Source organism: Micrococcus porci (assembly GCF_020097155.1).
Classification (GTDB): Bacteria; Actinomycetota; Actinomycetes; order Actinomycetales; family Micrococcaceae; genus Micrococcus; species Micrococcus porci.
Genome location: NZ_CP083691.1, coordinates 1,303,452 through 1,321,989 on the forward strand (window position 1 = coordinate 1,303,452; position 18,538 = coordinate 1,321,989).

Annotated in this window: 19 protein-coding genes; 9 read left to right on the top strand and 10 right to left on the bottom strand. The window is 74.0% G+C overall.

Features of this window, described 5'->3' with window-relative positions; translation table 11 throughout:
• Positions 1–2: 2 nt before the first annotated feature.
• The gene (gene dapC, locus KW076_RS06320; RefSeq protein ID WP_224356722.1) at positions 3–1,154 is read left to right on the top strand and encodes a succinyldiaminopimelate transaminase; all 1,152 of its coding nucleotides are present in this window, start codon (positions 3–5) and stop codon (positions 1,152–1,154) included.
• Positions 1,155–1,331: 177 nt separating this feature from the next.
• Positions 1,332–2,618: a citrate synthase gene (locus KW076_RS06325; protein WP_224356723.1), complete on the top strand. Its 1,287-nt coding sequence runs from the start codon at positions 1,332–1,334 to the stop codon at positions 2,616–2,618.
• Between the two features lie 98 nt (positions 2,619–2,716).
• On the opposite strand, the gene dapD is transcribed toward KW076_RS06325, so the two are convergent.
• Entirely contained in the window at positions 2,717–3,679 is a 963-nt protein-coding gene (gene dapD, locus KW076_RS06330) for a 2,3,4,5-tetrahydropyridine-2,6-dicarboxylate N-succinyltransferase (RefSeq protein WP_224356724.1), read from the bottom strand.
• A gap of 71 nt (positions 3,680–3,750) precedes the next feature.
• On the opposite strand from dapD, the gene dapE reads away from it, so the two are divergent.
• Positions 3,751–4,890, top strand: coding sequence for a succinyl-diaminopimelate desuccinylase (dapE, locus tag KW076_RS06335; RefSeq protein WP_224356725.1), 1,140 nt, complete (start codon positions 3,751–3,753; stop codon positions 4,888–4,890).
• Positions 4,891–5,005: 115 nt separating this feature from the next.
• Here the strand turns inward: dapE and KW076_RS06340 are convergent, their stop codons facing one another.
• From KW076_RS06340 to KW076_RS06355, 4 genes are all read right to left on the bottom strand, one after another.
• Positions 5,006–5,887, bottom strand: coding sequence for an amino acid ABC transporter permease (locus KW076_RS06340; protein WP_224356726.1), 882 nt, complete (start codon positions 5,885–5,887; stop codon positions 5,006–5,008).
• Positions 5,884–6,564 (bottom strand): amino acid ABC transporter permease, encoded by a 681-nt coding sequence (locus tag KW076_RS06345; protein WP_224356727.1) that lies wholly within the window; start codon positions 6,562–6,564, stop codon positions 5,884–5,886. The genes KW076_RS06340 and KW076_RS06345 overlap by 4 nt, the downstream gene beginning before the upstream one ends.
• 90 nt (positions 6,565–6,654) lie before the next feature.
• The gene (locus KW076_RS06350) at positions 6,655–7,542 is read right to left on the bottom strand and encodes a glutamate ABC transporter substrate-binding protein (RefSeq protein ID WP_224356728.1); all 888 of its coding nucleotides are present in this window, start codon (positions 7,540–7,542) and stop codon (positions 6,655–6,657) included.
• Between the two features lie 74 nt (positions 7,543–7,616).
• Positions 7,617–8,429, bottom strand: coding sequence for an amino acid ABC transporter ATP-binding protein (locus KW076_RS06355; RefSeq protein WP_224356729.1), 813 nt, complete (start codon positions 8,427–8,429; stop codon positions 7,617–7,619).
• A gap of 151 nt (positions 8,430–8,580) precedes the next feature.
• Here KW076_RS06355 and KW076_RS06360 point away from each other — a divergent pair, with 151 nt between their 5' ends.
• From KW076_RS06360 to KW076_RS06370, 3 genes are all read left to right on the top strand, one after another.
• Positions 8,581–9,378: an LOG family protein gene (locus KW076_RS06360; RefSeq protein WP_224356730.1), complete on the top strand. Its 798-nt coding sequence runs from the start codon at positions 8,581–8,583 to the stop codon at positions 9,376–9,378.
• Positions 9,375–9,692, top strand: coding sequence for a cell division protein DivIVA (locus KW076_RS06365; protein WP_224356731.1), 318 nt, complete (start codon positions 9,375–9,377; stop codon positions 9,690–9,692). The genes KW076_RS06360 and KW076_RS06365 overlap by 4 nt, the downstream gene beginning before the upstream one ends.
• Before the next feature lie 156 nt (positions 9,693–9,848).
• Positions 9,849–10,019: a DUF3117 domain-containing protein gene (locus tag KW076_RS06370; protein ID WP_224356732.1), complete on the top strand. Its 171-nt coding sequence runs from the start codon at positions 9,849–9,851 to the stop codon at positions 10,017–10,019.
• A gap of 80 nt (positions 10,020–10,099) precedes the next feature.
• Here KW076_RS06370 and KW076_RS06375 read toward each other — a convergent pair whose 3' ends face one another.
• Positions 10,100–10,750: an O-methyltransferase gene (locus tag KW076_RS06375; protein WP_224356733.1), complete on the bottom strand. Its 651-nt coding sequence runs from the start codon at positions 10,748–10,750 to the stop codon at positions 10,100–10,102.
• Positions 10,751–10,951: 201 nt separating this feature from the next.
• Here KW076_RS06375 and KW076_RS06380 point away from each other — a divergent pair, with 201 nt between their 5' ends.
• Complete coding sequence (locus tag KW076_RS06380; protein WP_224356734.1) at positions 10,952–11,845, top strand: zf-HC2 domain-containing protein; 894 nt, start codon at positions 10,952–10,954, stop codon at positions 11,843–11,845.
• Positions 11,846–11,866: 21 nt separating this feature from the next.
• Positions 11,867–12,526: a Sec-independent protein translocase subunit TatA/TatB gene (locus KW076_RS06385; RefSeq protein WP_224356735.1), complete on the top strand. Its 660-nt coding sequence runs from the start codon at positions 11,867–11,869 to the stop codon at positions 12,524–12,526.
• Positions 12,527–12,553: 27 nt separating this feature from the next.
• Here KW076_RS06385 and KW076_RS06390 read toward each other — a convergent pair whose 3' ends face one another.
• Genes KW076_RS06390 through KW076_RS06400 form a run of 3 tightly spaced genes read right to left on the bottom strand, consistent with a single transcriptional unit; the run spans position 12,554 to position 15,722 of the window.
• Positions 12,554–13,702: an Mrp/NBP35 family ATP-binding protein gene (locus tag KW076_RS06390; RefSeq protein WP_224356736.1), complete on the bottom strand. Its 1,149-nt coding sequence runs from the start codon at positions 13,700–13,702 to the stop codon at positions 12,554–12,556.
• On the bottom strand, positions 13,699–14,451 hold the full coding sequence (locus tag KW076_RS06395) for a DUF1003 domain-containing protein (RefSeq protein WP_224356737.1): 753 nt from the start codon (positions 14,449–14,451) through the stop codon (positions 13,699–13,701). Before KW076_RS06395 ends, KW076_RS06390 begins: the two co-directional genes overlap by 4 nt.
• Positions 14,452–14,453: 2 nt before the next feature.
• Positions 14,454–15,722 carry a magnesium transporter MgtE N-terminal domain-containing protein gene (locus KW076_RS06400; RefSeq protein ID WP_224356738.1) on the bottom strand — a complete coding sequence of 423 codons (1,269 nt, stop codon included), beginning with the start codon at positions 15,720–15,722 and terminating at the stop codon, positions 14,454–14,456.
• Positions 15,723–15,803: 81 nt separating this feature from the next.
• Here KW076_RS06400 and KW076_RS06405 point away from each other — a divergent pair, with 81 nt between their 5' ends.
• The gene (locus tag KW076_RS06405) at positions 15,804–16,601 is read left to right on the top strand and encodes a YflT domain-containing protein (RefSeq protein ID WP_224356739.1); all 798 of its coding nucleotides are present in this window, start codon (positions 15,804–15,806) and stop codon (positions 16,599–16,601) included.
• A gap of 22 nt (positions 16,602–16,623) precedes the next feature.
• Here KW076_RS06405 and KW076_RS06410 read toward each other — a convergent pair whose 3' ends face one another.
• The gene (locus KW076_RS06410) at positions 16,624–18,498 is read right to left on the bottom strand and encodes a pyruvate kinase (RefSeq protein ID WP_224356740.1); all 1,875 of its coding nucleotides are present in this window, start codon (positions 18,496–18,498) and stop codon (positions 16,624–16,626) included.
• Positions 18,499–18,538 lie beyond the last annotated feature (40 nt).

Genomic DNA, 18,538 nt, shown 5'->3' on the forward strand with positions numbered 1-18,538 from the left:
GCATGCTGACGCTGCCGGACTACCCCTGGGACACGCTCGCCCCCTACCGTGAGCGCGCCGCGGCGCACCCCGAGGGCACGGTGGACCTGTCCATCGGCACGCCGGTGGATCCCACGCCCGCGCTGATCCGCGACGCGCTCACGGCGGCCGCGGACGCCCACGGCTACCCGACGACGCACGGCACCGCCGAGCTCCGGCAGGCCGTCGTGGACTGGTTCGCCCGGCGGCGCGGCGTCCCGGGGCTGGACCCGGAGGCCGTCCTGCCCACGGTCGGCTCGAAGGAGCTCATCGCGTGGCTGCCTACGCTGCTGGGCCTGGGGGCGGGGGACGTCGTCGTCTTCCCGGCCACCGCGTACCCCACCTACGCGATCGGCGCGCAGATCGCCGGCGCCGAGGCCGTGGCCGCGGACACCCTCGCCGAGCTCGACGACGACGTCCGCTCCCGCGTGCGCCTCGTCTGGACGAACTCCCCGGCCAACCCCACCGGCGCCGTCCTGGACGCCGCGGAACTGAGGGCGATCGTGGACGACGCCCGGGCCCTGGGCGCCGTGGTCTGCGGCGACGAGTGCTACGCCGAGCTCGGCTGGGACGAGTGGGAGGACCGCGTCGTCCCGTGCATCCTCGCTCCCGAGGTCTCCGGCGGGGACCTCACCGGCCTGCTCTCCGTGTACTCGCTGTCCAAGCAGTCCAACCTCGCCGGGTACCGCGCGGCGTTCGTCGGCGGCGACCCCGAGCTGATCGCGCCGCTGACCAACACCCGCAAACACGCCGGGATGATCGTGCCCGGGCCCGTGCAGCACGCCATGGCCGTGGCCCTCCGCGACGACGCCCACGTGGCCGCCCAGAGGGACCTCTACCGGGAGCGGCGCGCCGCGCTGAAGGCGGCCCTCGAGTCCGCCGGGTACGCGGTGGACCACTCCGAGGCCGGCCTGTACCTGTGGACCCGCCGGGCGGACCTCGCCCCCGGTCAGGGCACCGCGCAGGACTCGTGGGACCTGCTCGGCGAGCTCGCCGAGCTGGGGATCGTGGCCGGGCCGGGCGTCTTCTACGGCGCCGCCGGCCACGGGCACGTCCGTGTGGCGATCACCGCCTCGGACGAGGCCGTGGCCGCCGGCGCCGCTCGGCTGACCGCGCGCGGCCCGCTGCCCCGCTGAGACGCACGGACGACGGCGCCCCCGGCTCCGGGGGCGCCGTCCACGGCGCGGCCCCGCGGGTCCACCGGTGGCGTGCCGCCCGGCCCGACTGGGTAGAGTGGAGAAGAATCGTCCCCGTGTGCGCGCCCAGTCCTGCGCGCCGCGGGCCCACCTGACAGGAAGACGAGGGAGACACCCGTGAGCGAGATTGAGTCCGCCCGACTGACGGTCGGCGAGAAGACCCTGGACCTCGGCGTCGAGAAGGCGGCCGAGGGCAACGACGGCATCGTCGTCGCCCCGCTGCTCAAGGAGACCGGCAAGGTCACCTACGACCCGGGCTTCATGAACACCGCCAACGCCAAGTCCGCCATCACCTACATCGACGGCGACCAGGGCATCCTGCGCTACCGCGGCTACGCGATCGAGGACCTCGCCGAGCACTCCTCGTTCATGGAGGTCGCCTACCTGCTCATCTACGGCGAGCTGCCGGAGTCCAAGGAGGCCCTGGAGGCCTGGGAGACCAACATCCTGCGCCACAACATGGTCCACGAGGACCTGAAGATGTTCTTCAACGGCTTCCCGCGCGACGCACACCCGATGCCGGTGCTGTCCTCCTCCGTGTCCGCCCTGTCCACCTTCTACGCGGACTCCCTGGACCCCAAGGACCCCGAGCAGGTCCACATCTCCACCGTGCGCCTGCTGGGCAAGCTGCCGGTGCTGGCCTCCTACGCGTTCAAGAAGTCGCTGGGCCAGCCGTTCATGTACCCGCACAACAACCTCAACTACGTGGAGAACTTCCTCCGCCTGTGCTTCGGCGTGCCCGCCGAGGAGTACGAGATCGACCCGGACATGGTCAAGGCGCTCGACCTGCTCCTCATGCTCCACGCGGACCATGAGCAGAACGCGTCGACCTCCACGGTGCGCCTGGTGGGCTCCACGGACGCCAACCTCTTCGCCTCCGTCTCGGCCGGCATCAACGCCCTCTACGGCCCCCTGCACGGCGGTGCCAACGAGGCCGTCCTCAACATGCTGCGCAGGATCCAGGCCGAGGGCATCAAGCCCGAGGACTTCATGGAGAAGGTGAAGCACAAGGAGGACGGCGTCCGCCTGATGGGCTTCGGACACCGCGTCTACAAGAACTACGACCCGCGCGCCAAGATCGTCAAGAAGACCGCCGAGGACATCCTGGCCAAGCTCGGCGGCAACGACGAGCTGCTCGAGATCGCCATGCGCCTCGAGGAGAAAGCCCTCGCCGACGACTACTTCGTGGAGCGTCGTCTCTACCCGAACGTCGACTTCTACACCGGCGTGATCTACAAGGCCATGGGCTTCCCCGAGAAGATGTTCACCGTCCTCTTCGCCCTGGGTCGCCTCCCCGGCTGGATCGCCCAGTGGCGCGAGCTGACGGAGGACCCGGCCACCAAGATCGGCCGCCCGCGCCAGATCTACGTGGGCGAGCAGCTGCGCCAGTACCCGCAGCGCTGACCGGGGCGCCGGGGCGCGCGCCCCGGACCCCGCCGACCGCGCGACGGCCCCCGCACCCGGACAGGGTGCGGGGGCCGTCGGCGTTCAGCTCAGGAGCGTCAGTTCGCGTGCAGCTCCGCGTTGAGCGCCACGGTGCGGCCGTCGCGGGGGAGGACCTCCACGCCGCCGGTCACGGAGTTGCGGCGGAACAGCAGGTTGGTCACGCCCGAGAGCTCGACCGCCTTGACGGTGCGCGGCTTCCGGCCGGGCTCCACCACGGTCACCACGGTGCCCGCGGTGACGTACAGGCCGGCCTCCACCACGGAGTCGTCGCCGATGGAGATGCCCACGCCGGAGTTCGCGCCGAGCAGCACGTGCTCGCCGATGACGACCTTCTGGGTGCCGCCGCCGGAGAGGGTGCCCATGATGGACACGCCGCCGCCGAGGTCGGAGCCGTCGCCCACCACCACGCCGGCGGAGATGCGGCCCTCCACCATGGAGTGGCCCAGGGTGCCGGCGTTGAAGTTGACGAAGCCCTCGTGCATCACGGTCGTGCCCTCGGCCAGGTGCGCGCCGAGGCGGACGCGGTCGGCGTCGCCGATGCGCACGCCGGTGGGCACCACGTAGTCGGTCATGCGGGGGAACTTGTCCACGCCGTAGACGTTCACGGCGCCGCGGGCGCGCAGCTTGGCACGGGTCGCCTCGAAGCCCTCGACCGCGCACGGGCCGAAGTTCGTCCACACGACGTTGGTGAGCAGGCCGAACACGCCGTCCAGGTTCAGCTCGTTGGGGCGCACCAGGCGGTGGGAGAGGGCGTGCAGGCGCAGCCAGGCGTCCTCCGCGGAGGCGGGGGCGACGTCGAGGTCCGCCTCGAGGGCGACGATGTCCTGGGTGGTGCCGCGATCCGCGTCGGCGGCTGCGAGGCCCTCGAGGGTGCCGGCGAGGGACGCGTCGGCGGAAGCCAGCGGGCCGGTGACGGGCGCGGGGAACCAGACGTCGAGGACGGCGCCGTCGGCGGCGCGGGTGGCCAGGCCGTGGCCGGAGACGAGGCGGGCGGAGGAGGTCTGCGAGGTGTCGGTCATGCGCGTCAGACTACCGACCCGCCCGTGCCGGGTCCGGTGCAGCGGCCCGCCCCGTCCGTAGGATGGACGCCATGACCGACGCCGTCGCCCCCGTCCTGCCCGACCTCGCCGCCGCCGACCTCGACGTCGCCGCGCTGACCGCCACGCTGCTGGACGCGCCGTCGGTCTCCGACGACGAGGGCCCGCTCGCCGACGCCGTCGAGGCGGCGCTGGCCCGCCTGCCGCGGCTGGGCGTGCGGCGCTTCGGGGACGCGATCGTGGCCCGCACCGAGCTGGGCCTGCCCGGCCGGGTGATCCTCGCCGGCCACCTGGACACCGTGCCCCTGCCCACTGCGCCCGGAGCGCGCGGCACCGTCCCCTCCGCCTGGGAGGGGGACGTGCTCTACGGCCGTGGCGCCGTGGACATGAAGTCCGGCGTCGCCGTCCAGTTGGCCCTGGCCGGCCTGTTCGGACGGGCGGACGGCCCGGACCCGGTCCACGACGTCACCTGGGTGTTCTACGACCACGAGGAGGTCGACTCCGCGCGGTCCGGCCTCGCCCGCATCGCCCGCCAGGCCCCGGAGCTGCTCGAGGGCGACTTCGCCGTGCTGCTCGAGCCCACGGACGGCGTCGTGGAGGGCGGCTGCAACGGCACCTGCCGGTACCGGGTGCGGTTCGAGGGGGTCGCCGCGCACTCCGGGCGCGCGTGGCGCGGGGACAACGCGATCCACAAGCTGGGCGCACTGCTGAGCGCCCTGGCCGCCTACGAGCCCGCCACCGTCACGGTGGAGGGGCTGGACTACCGCGAGGGCCTGAACGCCATCCGCGTGTCCGGGGGAGTGGCCGGCAACGTCATCCCCGACGCCGCGGCCACCGAGGTGAACTACCGGTTCGCCCCGGACAAGACCCTCGAGCAGGCGCACGCCCACGTCCGGGAGGTCTTCGCGGCCGCCGGCGTGGACTGGGACGCCCAGGTGGAGGTCACGGACGCCTCGCCCGCCGCCCGCCCGGGCCTGGACCGGCCCGCCGCCGCGGCCTTCGTGGCCGCCGTGGGCGGGGAGCCCATGCCCAAGTACGGCTGGACGGACGTCGCCCGCTTCTCCGAGCTCGGCGTGCCCGCCGTGAACTTCGGTCCCGGGGACGCCCTGCTCGCCCACACGGACGACGAACACGTGGAGCGTGCGGCCGTCGAGCGCTGCCGGGACGCCCTCGAGGCCTGGCTGCGGGGCTGAGCCGCCGCCCTGTCATCCCTCCGCCCCCCGAGACGACCACGGGCCGGGCGTCCGTGAGGAGACCCGGCCCGCGGCGACGGAGACCCGTCGGGGGGGGGGGGGGGGGGGGGGGGGCTCAGTCCTTCCCGATGGTCACGGCGGTCGAGCCGGCGTGGGGCTTCGTCCTCCCGGAGGTGCGGGAGGACAGTCGGCGGGAGAGCAGCGTGGCCAACCAGGTGAGCAGCATGTTGATCAGGATGAAGATCACGGCGGCCACCACCAGCGTCTGCAGGATGTTGCCCTGGCCGGAGCCGAGCTGGCGGGCGTACTGCAGCAGCTCGAAGAAGCCGATCAGGTAGCCCAGCGCCGAGTCCTTGAGGATCACCACGAACTGGCTCAGCAGGGACGGGAGCATGGCGACGAGCGCCTGCGGCACCTCCACGAGGCGCAGTGACTGGTTCGGCGTCATGCCGATCGCCGCGGCGGCCTCGCGCTGGCCCTTGGGCAGGCCCGTCACGCCGGACCGGACGAGCTCGGCGATGACGGAGCCGTTGTAGAGGGTCAGGCCCACGATCACGGCGTAGTACGGGCTGTCCGCGGCGTTGATCGCCCCGCCGCGGGCCGCCAGCGCGAACGCCTGGTAGAAGAAGACCATCATCACGAGGACGGGCACGGCCCGCAGGAACTCGACGACGACGGCCGCCAGCCACCGCACCGGCGCGACCGGCGCCAGGCGCAGGAAGCCGAACACCAGGCCGAACACCACCGAGGTGACCACGGCGATGCCCGCGGACTGCAGGGTGAACTGCAGGCCCGGCAGGTAGTAGTTGGTCCAGGCGTTGGCGTCGAGCGCGGCCAGCCAGCGGCGCGGCTCGAGCTGGCCGCGGTCCTGGAGCGCCATGCCGACGACGACGGCCACGGCCAGCACGAGGGCCAGGGCCACGAGGTTGACGATCAGGATGCGCCGCCGGGTCGCCGGACCCGGGGCGTCGAACAGCACGGAGGCCTGCGCGCTCATCGGCTCACCGCCCACTTGTCGGAGGCCCACGTGGTCAGCAGGCCGATCGGGATGACGATCAGGCAGAACCCGATCGCGATGGTCAGGAAGATCGCCACCATGGCGTCGGGCCGGAACTCGATCATGGTTTTCATCAGCCCGGAGGCCTCGGCCACGGACGCGGCGGCGGCCACGGTGGTGTTCTTGGTCAGGGCGATCACGGTGTTGCCGATCGGGGTGATCGCCCCGCGCAGGGCCTGCGGCAGGATCACCAGGCGGGCGGCGGGCAGGAAGCCCAGGCCGATCGCGCGGGCGGCCTCGGCCTGGCCCAGGGGCACCGTGTTCACGCCGGAGCGGATCGCCTCGCACATGAACGCCGCGTGGTACAGGGACAGGGCGAGCACGGCGTAGACGAAGAAGTTGACCTTGAAGTCCGGGGCGAACGTGACCTTCAGCTGGCCCCAGACCGCGAGCACGCCGATCAGCATGATGATGGTCAGCGGGGTGTTGCGCACGATGTGGACGTAGCCCGCTCCGACGGCCCGCAGGGAGGGCACGGGGGAGATGCGGCAGAGGGCGAGCAGCACGCCGAGGACGAAGGCGCCCAGGGTGGCGAGCGCGGCCAGCCGGATGTTCATCCAGAAGGCCTGCGGCACGGCGGCGCCGTACTGCTCGACGAGGGTGGACAGGGATTCCATGTCTCCTCCGGGGATCGGGAGCGGGTGCCAGACGACGGCGGCGGCTCCGGTCTCGGAGCCGCCGCCGGCGCGTGGGGCGTCAGGAAGGGATCAGGCGCAGGGCTCGAACTCGGCGTCGGCGCCGGAGTTCTTGTCCTCGGAGTACTCGTAACCGGTGCCCTCGGTGTTGGCCTTCAGGGACTTCTCCCACTCGCCGGAGTCCTTCATGGCCTTGATGGCCTCGTTGATGTCCTTGCACTTGTCCGAGCCCTTCTGCAGGCCGACGCCGTAGCGCTCGGTGGTGAAGGGCTGGCCGACGACCTTGAACTTGCCCTTGTTGGCGTCGGTCGCCGCGAGGCCGGCGAGGATGATGTCGTCCGTGGTCACGGCGTCCACCTGGCCGGACTCCAGGTAGGTCACGCACTCCGCGTAGCCGCCCTGCTCGACCAGGTTCACGCCGGAGGCGTAGTTGTCCTTGATCTTCTGGGCGGAGGTCGAGCCGGTGACGGAGCACAGGTTCTTGCCGTTGAGGGAGTCCGGGCCGGTGATCGAGGTGTCGTCCTGGCGGACCAGCAGGTCCTGGCCGGCCACGAAGTAGGGGCCGGCGAAGTCCACGCGCTGCTTGCGCGCGTCGGTGATGGAGTAGGTCGCGAAGATCATGTCGACCTCGCCGTTCTCCAGGGCGTTCTCGCGGTTCGCGGACGGGGTCTGGACCCACTCGATCTTGTCCTCGGCAACGCCGAGCTTGCCTGCCACGTAGCGGGCGACGTCGGTGTCGAAGCCGGTGGGCGCGTTCTGGCCCTCACGGAAGCCGAGGCCCGGCTGGTCGTACTTGATGCCGATCCGGAGGGTGTCCGAGGAGCCGGACTGGGCGGCGGTCGAACCGGAGGCGGACGACGCGGAGCCCGAGCCGCCCGAGGAGGAGGGGGAGCAGGCGGAGAGGGACAGGGCCGCGGCGGCGGCCACCGCGGCGACGGAGAGGATGCGGGAACGGGCCATGATGACTCCTTGGGTGCGGAGGGTGCTGACGGGGAGGGTGACGACGACGGCGCCCCGGTCGGGGCCGGCACGCGTCAGTGGACGAGGATCTTGCCCAGGAATTCCTGGGCGCGGGGGTGCTGAGGGCGGGTGAAGAAGGACTCGGGGTCGGTGTCCTCGAGGATCTCGCCGTCCGCCATGAAGACGACCCGGTCGCCGGCCTTGCGGGCGAAGCCCATCTCGTGGGTCACGACGACCATGGTCATGCCCTCGCGGGCCAGGCCGACCATGACGTCGAGGACCTCCTGGACCATCTCCGGGTCCAGGGCGGACGTGGGCTCGTCGAAGAGCAGCGCCTGCGGCTCCATGGCCAGGGCGCGGGCGATGGCCACGCGCTGCTGCTGGCCGCCGGAGAGCTGGGCGGGCATCTTCTTGGCCTGGTGGGCCACGCCCACGCGCTCGAGCAGCTCGAGGGCGTGACGCTCGGCCTCCGCCTTCTTCCTGCCCTTCACCCGGATGGGGCCCAGGGTGACGTTCTCGAGGATTGACTTGTGCGCGAAGAGGTTGAAGGACTGGAAGACCATGCCGACCTCGGCCCGCAGGCGGGCGAGTTCGCGCCCCTCGGACGGCAGGGGCCGGCCGTCGATGAGGATGCGGCCGCCGTCGTCGTCGATGGTCTCGAGACGGTTGATGGTGCGGCAGAGGGTGGACTTGCCCGAGCCGGACGGCCCCAGGACGATGGCCACCTGGCCGCGCGGGATGGCGAGGTCGATGTCCTTGAGGGCATGGAACTCGCCGAAGTGCTTGTTGACGTGCTCCAGCCGGATGAGGGCGTCCGAGGCCGCGGCGGGCGCCGGGCCGGAGGCGGCCGTGGAGCCGTGGACGGTGCCGGAAGTGATCTCGCTCATACCCGGGAATATAGCGCACGTCACACCTTGCGCCGCCCACCTGTTCGGTGGGGTGACCCACGAGCAGAGGACCGCCCGCGAATGGGGCACGGCGCCGGTCAGCCGCAGCGGGAGGCGTCCGGGGCGGGGCGCCCCTGACTAGGCTGGAACCATGACCGACAAGCCCGATCCCGCCCGCGCGGACCGCGTGGACCGTCACCGCGTGCACCGCGGCGGCCAGATCCTGCGGGGGGACGCGGCGGCGTCCCCCACCTTCGACCAGCTCCTGCTCGACGCGCGGCGGGCGCCGGCCGGGAAGACCCGTACGCCCTCGACCTCGTCCACCTCGGACGCCTGGCGGGTGCTGCGCATCCAGTCGGAGTTCGTCGAGGGGTTCGGCACGCTGGCGGACCTCGGGCCGGCGATCTCCGTGTTCGGCTCGGCCCGCACGGGTGAGGGCACGGACGAGTACGCGCTCGGCGTCGAGATCGGCCGTCGGCTGGCGGAGGAGGGCTGGGCCGTCATCACCGGCGGCGGGCCGGGGGCCATGGAGTCCGCGAACCGCGGCGCGGACGAGGCCGGCGGCGTGTCCGTCGGCCTGGGGATCGAGCTGCCGTTCGAGACCGGGCTGAACCCGTGGGTCGGGATCGGGGTGGACTTCCGCTACTTCTTCGCCCGCAAGGTCATGTTCCTGCGCTACGCCCAGGGGTTCGTCGTCCTGCCCGGCGGGTTCGGGACGCTGGACGAGCTCTTCGAGGCTCTCACCCTGGTCCAGACCGGGACGGTCACCCGCTTCCCCGTGGTGCTCGTGGGCACGGAGTTCTGGGGGCCGCTCGTGGACTGGATCCGCGGCACCCTGACGGCGCGCGGCATGATCTCGCCGGGGGACGCGGACCTCATCACGGTGGTGGACACGGCCGAGGAGGCCGTGGCCCACGTCAGCGCGACGTGCGGGGGTGCCCGCGCATGACGCAGCCGATCTGGATCGCCGTCCTCGTCGTGGCCGTCGTCGCCGTCGCCGCGCTGGCGGCCGCCGCCCTGGGCCGCGCCCTGCCCCGGCCCGCCGACCCCGCAGGGCAGGCCCCGCCCCACCCGGTGCTGCTGCCGGAGCACCCGCGCGCCGCCGACGTCGACCGCCTGCGGCTGGCCACGGCGGTGCCCGGCTACCAGCGGGATCAGGTCGATGAGGTGCTCGCCCGGCTGCGGGCGGCGCTCGCCGCCGACGAGGAGCGCATCGCCGCCCTGGAGGCCCGCCTGGGCGAGGGGGACGGCGTCGGGCGGTGATGGCGCACGGCGGCTCGTTTGGCGCGGCCCCGCCGGATCCGCGATAATGGCTGTGTGTCCCGTCACGCGCGCCACCGACGCGCGGGGGCGGGACGACCTCTGACACGTGGCACGGTCCGCGCGTCTGATTCGCGAAGCCAGAGAAGGGAAGTCGCAATGGCCGCCATGAAGCCCCGCACCGGGGACGGTCCCATGGAAGTGACCAAGGAGGGCCGCAGCCTCATCATGCGCGTCCCGATCGACGGCGGCGGACGCCTGGTCCTGGAGATCAACGCCGACGAGGCCAAGGAGCTCCAGCAGTGCCTCGAGGGCGTCACCCAGGCCTGAGCCCGGCCCCGCGCGCACGACACGGCCCCCGCACCGCACGGTGCGGGGGCCGTTCCGTGTCCGGACGGGGAGGCGCCGGTTCAGCGGCGCACGGCCAGCAGGACCCCCGTGCCCGTGGGGACCACGGCCGAGACCCACGCCTCGTCCTCCCGGACCAGGCGGTCGACGTCCCGGGCGGAGACGGTGGAGTCCTCCCGGACCGCCGCGCGCGGCACGCGGTCCGAGTCCAGGGCGTCGACGACCACCAGCAGCCCGCCGGGGGCGAGCATGCGGGCCGCCTGCTCCACGTCGAAGGCCCGGGAGGCGGGCTCGCCGTCCACCACGACCATCTCGTACGCGCCCGTGGTGAGGCGGGGGAGGACCAGGCGGGAGCGGCCCGAGATCATGCGCGTCCGGCTGGTGGGCAGGTGCGCCTCGGAGAAGGCCTCGCGGGCGGCGCGCTGGGCCTCGGCGTCGGGGTCCACCGTGGTGAGCACGGTGCGCTCCGGCAGCCCGCGCATCAGCGCGAGCCCCGAGACGCCGGCGCCGGTACCGATCTCGACGACGGCCGAAGGCGCCCGGGTGGCCGCCAGGACGGTGAGCAGCGCCGACGTCCCCTCGCCGACCGCACGGACGCCCAGCTCCGCGGAGCGCTCCCGGGCGCGCAGCAGGACCTCGGACTCCGCGGTGCGGGCCTCGGCCCACGCCCAGGAGGCGTGCTTGTCGGTGGGCTGGGGATGCAGGGCGCTCATGGGGACCTCGGAGTCGGCGGTCGGAGGCGGCGGCTGCCCCTCCGGGGGCGGGGCCAGTGTACGGAATCCGGGCGCGGCGCCGGGGGACGGTCCAGCCTCCTCCCAGGTGCGGTGGCCATGATGGAGGCCATCACGAGCGCACCGGCCCCGCGGACCCCTCCAGCCCCGCGACGGCCCGGCCGAGGAGACGAGGAGGTGGGGGTGCTGGCACGAGGACACTGCCTGCCCGTGCTCGACTCCTACCTGGAGGGCGTGCTGGCCCCCCGGGCGTCCCGCCGGGTGGAGGCCCACCTGTCCCGCTGCCCCGACTGCCGGGCGGTGGCCGGCCAGCGGGCCCGGGTGCTGGACGCGGCCCGGTCCGTGGACGCCCGCCCGGCGGCCGGTGCCGTCATGCGTCCCCGGGGCGTCTCCGGGCGGGCGGTCGTCTGCGGCCTCCTGGTGCTCGTCGTCCTCGCGGGGTTGGTCGCGGCCGTCTGGATGCTGGGCGGGCCGGCCTCCACGGCCGCCCCGGCCGACGTCGACCCCGTCCGGGCGGTCAGCGCGCCCGTCAGTGCGAGCGCGGACGAGGACGACGTGGCGACCCGCGTGGACGAGCTGCGCGGCCAGGGCTGGGCCCTGCCGTCCCTCTCCGCCTCCGGGATGCGCCCGCTGTCCGTGCACGCGGACCGCGTGGGGGAGGCCGCGGAGGTCTCCGTCGCCTGGGGTCGCACGAGCCCGGTCGTCACCGTCCGGGAGTGCCGCGGGGCGGACGCGGACGAGCGCACCCGGTGCGCCCGCCAGGGTGGGGTGGGGGTGTCCGGAGCGAGCGAGGCCCGGCTCCCCGTGGGCATGGACTACCGCATCGCCGACCACGCCGACGGCGGCTGGGAGGCGTGGCTGAGCACGTCGGACGCCGTCTACCGGGTGGACGCCTCCGTGCCCCGGTCCCAGGCGGAGGCGCTGCTGAGCCAGCTCGTCGTCGTCGAGCGCTCGGGGCTGGCCCCGCCCCGCCGCGACGAGGATCCCCGCGACCGGCTGGAGCGCGGTCTGGACCGCCTCCTGGACGGCCGCGTGGGCGGCGCGGCCGTGCGGAACCCGGCCGCGGGCGCCCGGTGAGCGTCTAGTAGAGTCACGAGCGTGTTTGGCATCAACGGCTCCGAGCTGATCGTCCTGATCGTCCTGGCCTTCGTGGTCCTCGGGCCGGAGAAGCTCCCCGAGTACACCCGCGCCCTGGCACAGGGCATCCGCAAGACCCGGGACATGGCCGAGGGCGCCAAGACGCAGTTCAAGGAGGAGACCGGGACGGACTTCGACTCCGTGGACTGGCGCAGGTACGACCCCCGCCAGTACGACCCCCGCCGGATCATCCGCGACGCGCTCCGCGAGCCGGCCGACGGTTCCACGGCCGCGGCCCGCGCGCAGGAGCTGACCGGCGTGGCCGCCGAGGACCTGCAAGGCGGCCTCTCCGCCCAGGACCTGCGGGACATGGACCCCCGCTCGCTGTTCCGCCGCCCCTCGGGCGACGGCAGCACGGCCGCCCCGGCAGGCGGGGGCGCCTCGGCGCCGTCCGACGCCCCCACCCCGGAGGACGTCCCCTCCGCCGCGGTCCCCGTGGCGGCCGCGTCCCCTTCCCCGGCCGGGGCCGCCGCCGCCGGCGTCGCGGCCGCCCTCCTGGCCTCCGGACGCGCCGAGGAGGTCCTCACGGACCCGGCCCCGCTGCAGCACCTGGGCACCGACCCGGATCCCCTCGACCTGCTCGGCAAGGCCCCGGCGCCGTTCGACGTCGACGCCACCTGAGCGCCCGCCCCTCCGGGCCCCGCCCGGTCAGCGAGGGCTGACGGGGAGCCCGCGCCCGCGCAGGCTCCCGGGGCGCACCGCCAGCCGAGCGGCGACCTCCTGCAGGGCCGCGGCCGCCGGGCTCTCCGGCGCGGAGACGACCACGGGCTCGCCCGCGTCGCCCCCGCGGCGCAGCGCCGGGTCCAGGGGCACGGTGCCCAGCAGCGGCACCGACGTGCCCAGCGCGCCGGAGAGCCGGTCCGCGACCTCCTGGCCGCCGCCGGCGCCGAAGACGTCCAGCACGGTGCCGTCCGGCAGGGCCATCGGCCCCATGTTCTCCACGACGCCGGCGACCCGCTGACCGGTCTGCGCCGCCAGCTGACCGGCCCGCGCGGCCACCTGCGCGGCGGCGTGCTGCGGGGTGGTCACCACCACGAGCTCCGAGGCCGGCAGCAGCTGCGCCGTCGAGATGGCGATGTCCCCGGTGCCCGGGGGCAGGTCCACGAGGAGCACGTCCAGGTCCCCCCAGTGCACGTCCGTGACGAACTGCTCGAGCGCGCGGTGCAGCATGGGCCCGCGCCAGGCCACCGGCCGGTCCGCGTCCAGGAACATGCCGATCGAGATGACCTTCACGCCCCGCGAGACGGGCGGCAGGATCAGCTCACCCACGCGTGTGGGGGAGGCCTGGACGCCGAGCAGGCCCGGGATGGAGTAGCCGTGCACGTCCGCGTCGATCAGCCCCACGGACAGTCCCCGGCCGGCCAGCGCGACCGCCAGGTTGGCCGTGACCGTGGACTTGCCGACGCCGCCCTTGCCCGAGGCGACCGCGAGGACGCGGGTGAGCGAGTCCTCCGCGAAGGGGTTCGCGGGGCGTGCCCCGCGCAGCGCCTCCTGGAGGGCGGCACGCTCGGTGGGGGTCATCACGCCCAGGCGCACGTCCACGCCGGCGCACCCCGGCACGTCCGCGACGGCGGCGGCCACGTCCGCCTGGATGGTCCCCTTCAGGGGACACCCGGCGATGGTCAGCAGCACCTCGACGGCCACATGGCCCCCGCCGGTCTCCGCCACGGAGCGGACCATGCCGAGCTCCGTGATCGGCCGGCGGATCTCCGGGTCGACCACGCCGTCGAGAGCCGCGAGGACCGCAGCCTCCAGAGGGGTCCGCACCTCCGGGCGGGGCAGGGCCGGGGCGCTCACGGGGCGTCCTGCCCGGCGTCGTCGGCGGCATGGGCCGCGTCAGGGGCGGCGCCACCCTGATCCGCAGCCTCCTGGGCGGCGATGATCGCCAGCGTGGTCGTGTGCGCCTCCGTCCCGTCGGGACGGCCCGGCTCCCGGCGGGACGACTTCTTCTTGGACTTCTCCTTGGGCTTGGGGGCCACGGCCGGGCCCGCCTCCTCGGCGCGCAGCTCCTCGCGGACCTCCTCCCGGACGACCTCGCGGAGCGCGGCCACGAGGTCCTCGTTCATGGCGCGGAGCTCACCGCGGACGTAGTCGCGGGTGGCCATGTCCTGGAGGGCGATGCGCAGGCCGGAGATCTCGCGAGTCAGGAACTCGGTGTCCGCGAGGTTGCGCTCGGCACGGTCGCGATCCTCGCGCAGGGCCACCTTGTCGCGGTCGTCCTGCCGGTTCTGCGCGAGCAGCAGCAGCGGGGCCGCGTAGGAGGCCTGGAGGGAGAGCATGAGGGTCAGTGCCGTGAAGCCCAGGGCCGCGGAGTCGAAGCGCCAGGGTTCGGGGGCGTAGGAGTTCCACCCCACCCACACTAGGCAGAACAAGGTCATCCACAGCAGGAACTGCGGGGTGCCCATGAACCGGGCGATGCCCTCCGTCCACTCGCCGAACGCGTCCGGGTTGGGCGTCAGGCGCGGCATGACACGCTCACGGGCCCGCATCGGCGTGTCGAGGCCGGTGGCGCGGGTGTCCCGTGGGTCGCGGGGGCTCTGGGGCATGGTCAGTCCTGGCCTTCCGTCTCGGGGTGGTCCTCGGGGTCCATGGCGCGCCAGTCCTCCGGCAGGATGTGGTCCAGCACGTCGTCCACGCTGACGGCGCCGACCACGCGGTGCTGGGCGTTGACCACGGGGATGCTCGTCAGGTTGTAGGTCGCCAGCTCGCGGGTCACGTGGGCCACGGAGTCCATGTCGGAGACCGGTTCGAGGTCCTTGTCCATGATGTTGCCGATCGCCTCGGGCGGAGGGTAGCGCAGCAGGCGCTGGAAGTGCACGACGCCCAGGTAGCGGCCGGTGGGGGTCTCCAGGGGAGGCCGGGCGACGATCACCAGGGACGCCAGCGCCGGGGAGATCTCCTGCTGGCGGATGGTGGCCATCGCCTCGGCCACGGTGGCCTCCGGGGGCAGCACCACGGGCACCGGCGTCATGATCGAGCCGACCGTGTCCTCCTCGTACTCGAGCAGGCGCCGCACGTCCTCCGCGTCCTCGGGCTCCATGAGCTCCAGCAGGAGCTCCTGCTGCGAGTCCGGCAGCTCGTTGAGGAGGTCCGCCGCGTCGTCGGGATCCATCTCCTCCAGGACGTCCGCGGCGCGCTCGATGTCCAGGTGGGAGAGGATCTGGACCTGGTCGTCGTCGGGGAGCTCCTGGAGGACGTCGGCGAGGCGCTCGTCCTGCAGCTCGTTGGCGACCTCGACGCGCCGCTTGTCCGTCATCTCGTGGAGCATGTCCGCGAGGTCCGCGGGCTTGAGGTCGTCGTGGGCGGCGACGAAGCTCGAGGCACCCTGCGGCTCGGCCGCCGCGCCCCAGGCGACCTCGTCCCAGGAGACGAGCAGGTGCTCGCCGCGGGGCCGGCCGAACGCGGTGCGGCCGTCGTCGCGGCGCACGTAGTAGTCCGTCACCAGCCAGTCGCCGTTGCGCTGCTGCTCGATGCCCAGGTCCTCCACGACGGCGCGGCCGGAGCCGTCCGTCAGGTGCACCCGCCGGTCGAACAGGTCGCCGGCCACCGTCTGCTCCGCGCCCCGCCGGGAGAACCGGCGGAGGTTGATCAGGCCCGTGGTGATGATCTGGCCGGAGTCCATGGAGGTCACGCGCGTCATCGGCACGAACACGCGCTTCTTGCCGGGGACTTCGATGACGAGGCCCGTGGCCGCCGAGCGGGCCCCGCGTCCGCGGTCGAGCACCACCACGTCCCGCAGACGGCCGAGGCGGTCGCCGAGCGGGTCGAACACGTCCAGGCCCAGCAGTCGGGCCACGAAGATCCGAGGGGAGTTCACCGGACCAGCCTAGTGGGTGGCGCCCGTCCGCCCGCGGCGGAGGCCGCCGCGGGCGGGCGGAGGGCCGGGCACAATGGAGGCATGTCGATGATGATGTCCGGACCCGCCGCCGGCGGCCTGCCTCAGGGCGAGCTCCTGGCCACGTACAGCACCTACGAGCAGGCCCGTGAGCAGGTGGACCGCCTGGCCGAGGCCGACTTCCCGGTGACCGCGCTCTCCATCGTGGGCAAGGACCTGCGCGTCGTGGAGCGGGTGCGCGGCCGCCTGAACTACGGCCGGGTGGCCCTCGGAGCGGCCGTGCAGGGCGCCCTGTTCGGCGCGATGATCGGCGCCTTCCTGCTCCTCCTCGACTCCTCCGCCGGCGGCATGCAGATCGTCACCTCGGCGCTGCTGGGCGTGGCGGTCTGGGTGATCTTCGGCGTCGTCGGCTTCGCCTCCCGCAAGGGCCGCCACGGCTTCGCGTCCACGCAGGCCCTCGTGCCCGGCGGCTACGACCTCGTGGTCGCCTTCGAGCATGCCGGGCGCGCCCGCCAGGAGCTCGGCCTCGGCGCCCGCGGGGCGGCGACGCCGGCACCCGCACCGATGCCCGTGCAGGAGTCGGCCCCCGCCCCGGCCCCCGCCCCCGCGCCGTCCGGCTCGGCGGTGTCCGGCCCCTCGGGCTCGCACGCCGCCCCGGCCTCCTCCGCCGAGCCCGCACCGGCGCACGTCGACGGCCCGGCGCAGGACCCCGCCGCGCCCGCCGGCCTGGACCGCTCCTACGGGGTGACGCTGCCCCCGGAGGAGGTCGCCCGGCTCATCGAGGCGCGCGGCGGCCGACCGCGGCAGGATCCGCAGGCCCCGCAGGGTCAGCCGCACCCCTGGGACCGTCCGCAGTCCTGAACCGCCCCCGCGGCATGCACCGTCAGAGCGACCAGGAGCGCAGGCGGCGCAGCATGTCGCGCTTCTTGTCCGCGTGGCCCCCCATGCGGGTGAGGATGTCGGAGAGGGCCCCGATCGCCTCGTCGATGTACGGGCCCTTGTTCAGCATGGCCGCCTCGGCGCGCTGCGCCATGGCGGCGTCCGTGATCTCGGCGCGGGACGGCAGGCCCTGCTTGGCCAGGGTCTCCAGGATCTGCGTGGCCCAGACGGCGGGGACGTGCGCGGCCTCGCAGAGCCAGAGGATCTCCTCCTGGAGCTCGGCCATGCGCTCGAACCCGGCCTCCACGGCGAGGTCGCCGCGGGCGATCATGACGCCCACGTCGTTCCACCGCATGGCCTCGAGGAGCATCGCCGGCAGCCGCTCGAACGCCCCGACGGTCTCGATCTTCAGGGAGACGCCCACGCCCCGGGCGTCCTCCGCGTCGAGGGCGTCGATGAGGGCGGCGACGTCCGCGGGGGAGCGGACGAAGGACATGTTCACGACGTCCGCGTGCGCGGCCGCGAACGGCAGGTGAGAGCGGTCCTCGTCCGTCAGGGCCGGCAGGCGCAGGTCCGTGTCCGGGAAGTTCACGCCCTTCTCCGCCCGGAGCTTGGCCCCGGTCGGGCCCGCCTCGGTCACGGTCAGCGTGATGGCCTCGCCGTCGTTCGAGACGACCTCGCCCGTGATCTTGCCGTCGTCGATCAGGACGCGCTCGCCCGGGCGCACGTCCTGGAACGCCTGAGGCAGGGAGCAGCCGATCGTGAACGGCCCCTCGCTCACCGCGGGGCGCGGGTCCATGGAGCGGGTGAGCACGATCTCGTCGCCGGCGTGCACGCGCATCGCCTGGGGGACGGACGGCAGCGCGCCGACCACCAGGGTCCCGCGCGGGGTGTCCACCTCGAGGCCGGTGTGCCAGTACACGGTCTTGCGGCAGGCCAGGAGCACGCCCGCCTCCGTGGCGGCCAGCACGTGCAGGGTGCGGTCGGAGTCGCGGGCGTCGGTGAGCATCGCGTGGTCGCCGGGGCGCAGCGCGGACAGCACCGGTGAGTGCCCCGAGCCGGCCGGGTCCAGCGGCAGGACGACGGCGTCCGCGGCCTCCGGGGCGTCCGCCTCGCCCAACCACACGCGGGAGCGCTCCAGCACGGTCCCGTCCACGTCCCGGCGGGGCTTGACCTTCACGACGCCGGGTCCCGGCTCGAGCGGCCCCGTGCGCAGCTTCGGCCCGGCCAGGTCCATGCAGATGCGGGGGGCGGGACGGCCCCCGTCCCGGGCGACGCCGCGGATGTTCGCGACCATCGCTGCCCAGGCGGCCTCGCCGTCATGGGCGGCGTTCACGCGGGCCAGGTCCATGCCGGCGTCGGCCATGCCCTGGACCAGGGCGGCGTTCGTGGCGGCCTCGGAGGGCATGGTGACCATGATCCGGGTCTCCCGGCCCGGGCGGCTGGGCCCGAGGAGCGACTCCGCGTTGGCGGCGAGGAGTGCGCGCCCCTCCGCGGGGGAGAGGGGGTCGTCGTCGGCCGGGTCGGGTGCGGGGCGGCCGCCCAGGGGGTGGAGGGCGGTGCGCACGGCGTCGAGGTGGCCGAGCACGCCGGCCTCCATCCGGCCGAGGGAGGACAGGCCGACGGCGGACAGGGCGTCCTGGAGGGGGCGCAGGTCCTCCCCGCGCAGCGTCACATAGTGGACGAGGTTCCGCGCCGACGCGCGGTGGCGGTCGGCGACGCGGTCGAGGCGCTCCGCATGGGCCTGCTCGGCGGCGACGATCCGCGCGCGGAGGGCGTCGATCGCCTCGATGAGCTCGGTGACGGCGGCACCGGGGGCGACGACGGGAGACTCGGCGGTCGGACGGGAGTCGGGGGCGTTCTCCGGGAGGGTCGACATGCCGCCGACCCTAGCCAGGCCCCGGCCCCCGGGGCACGGT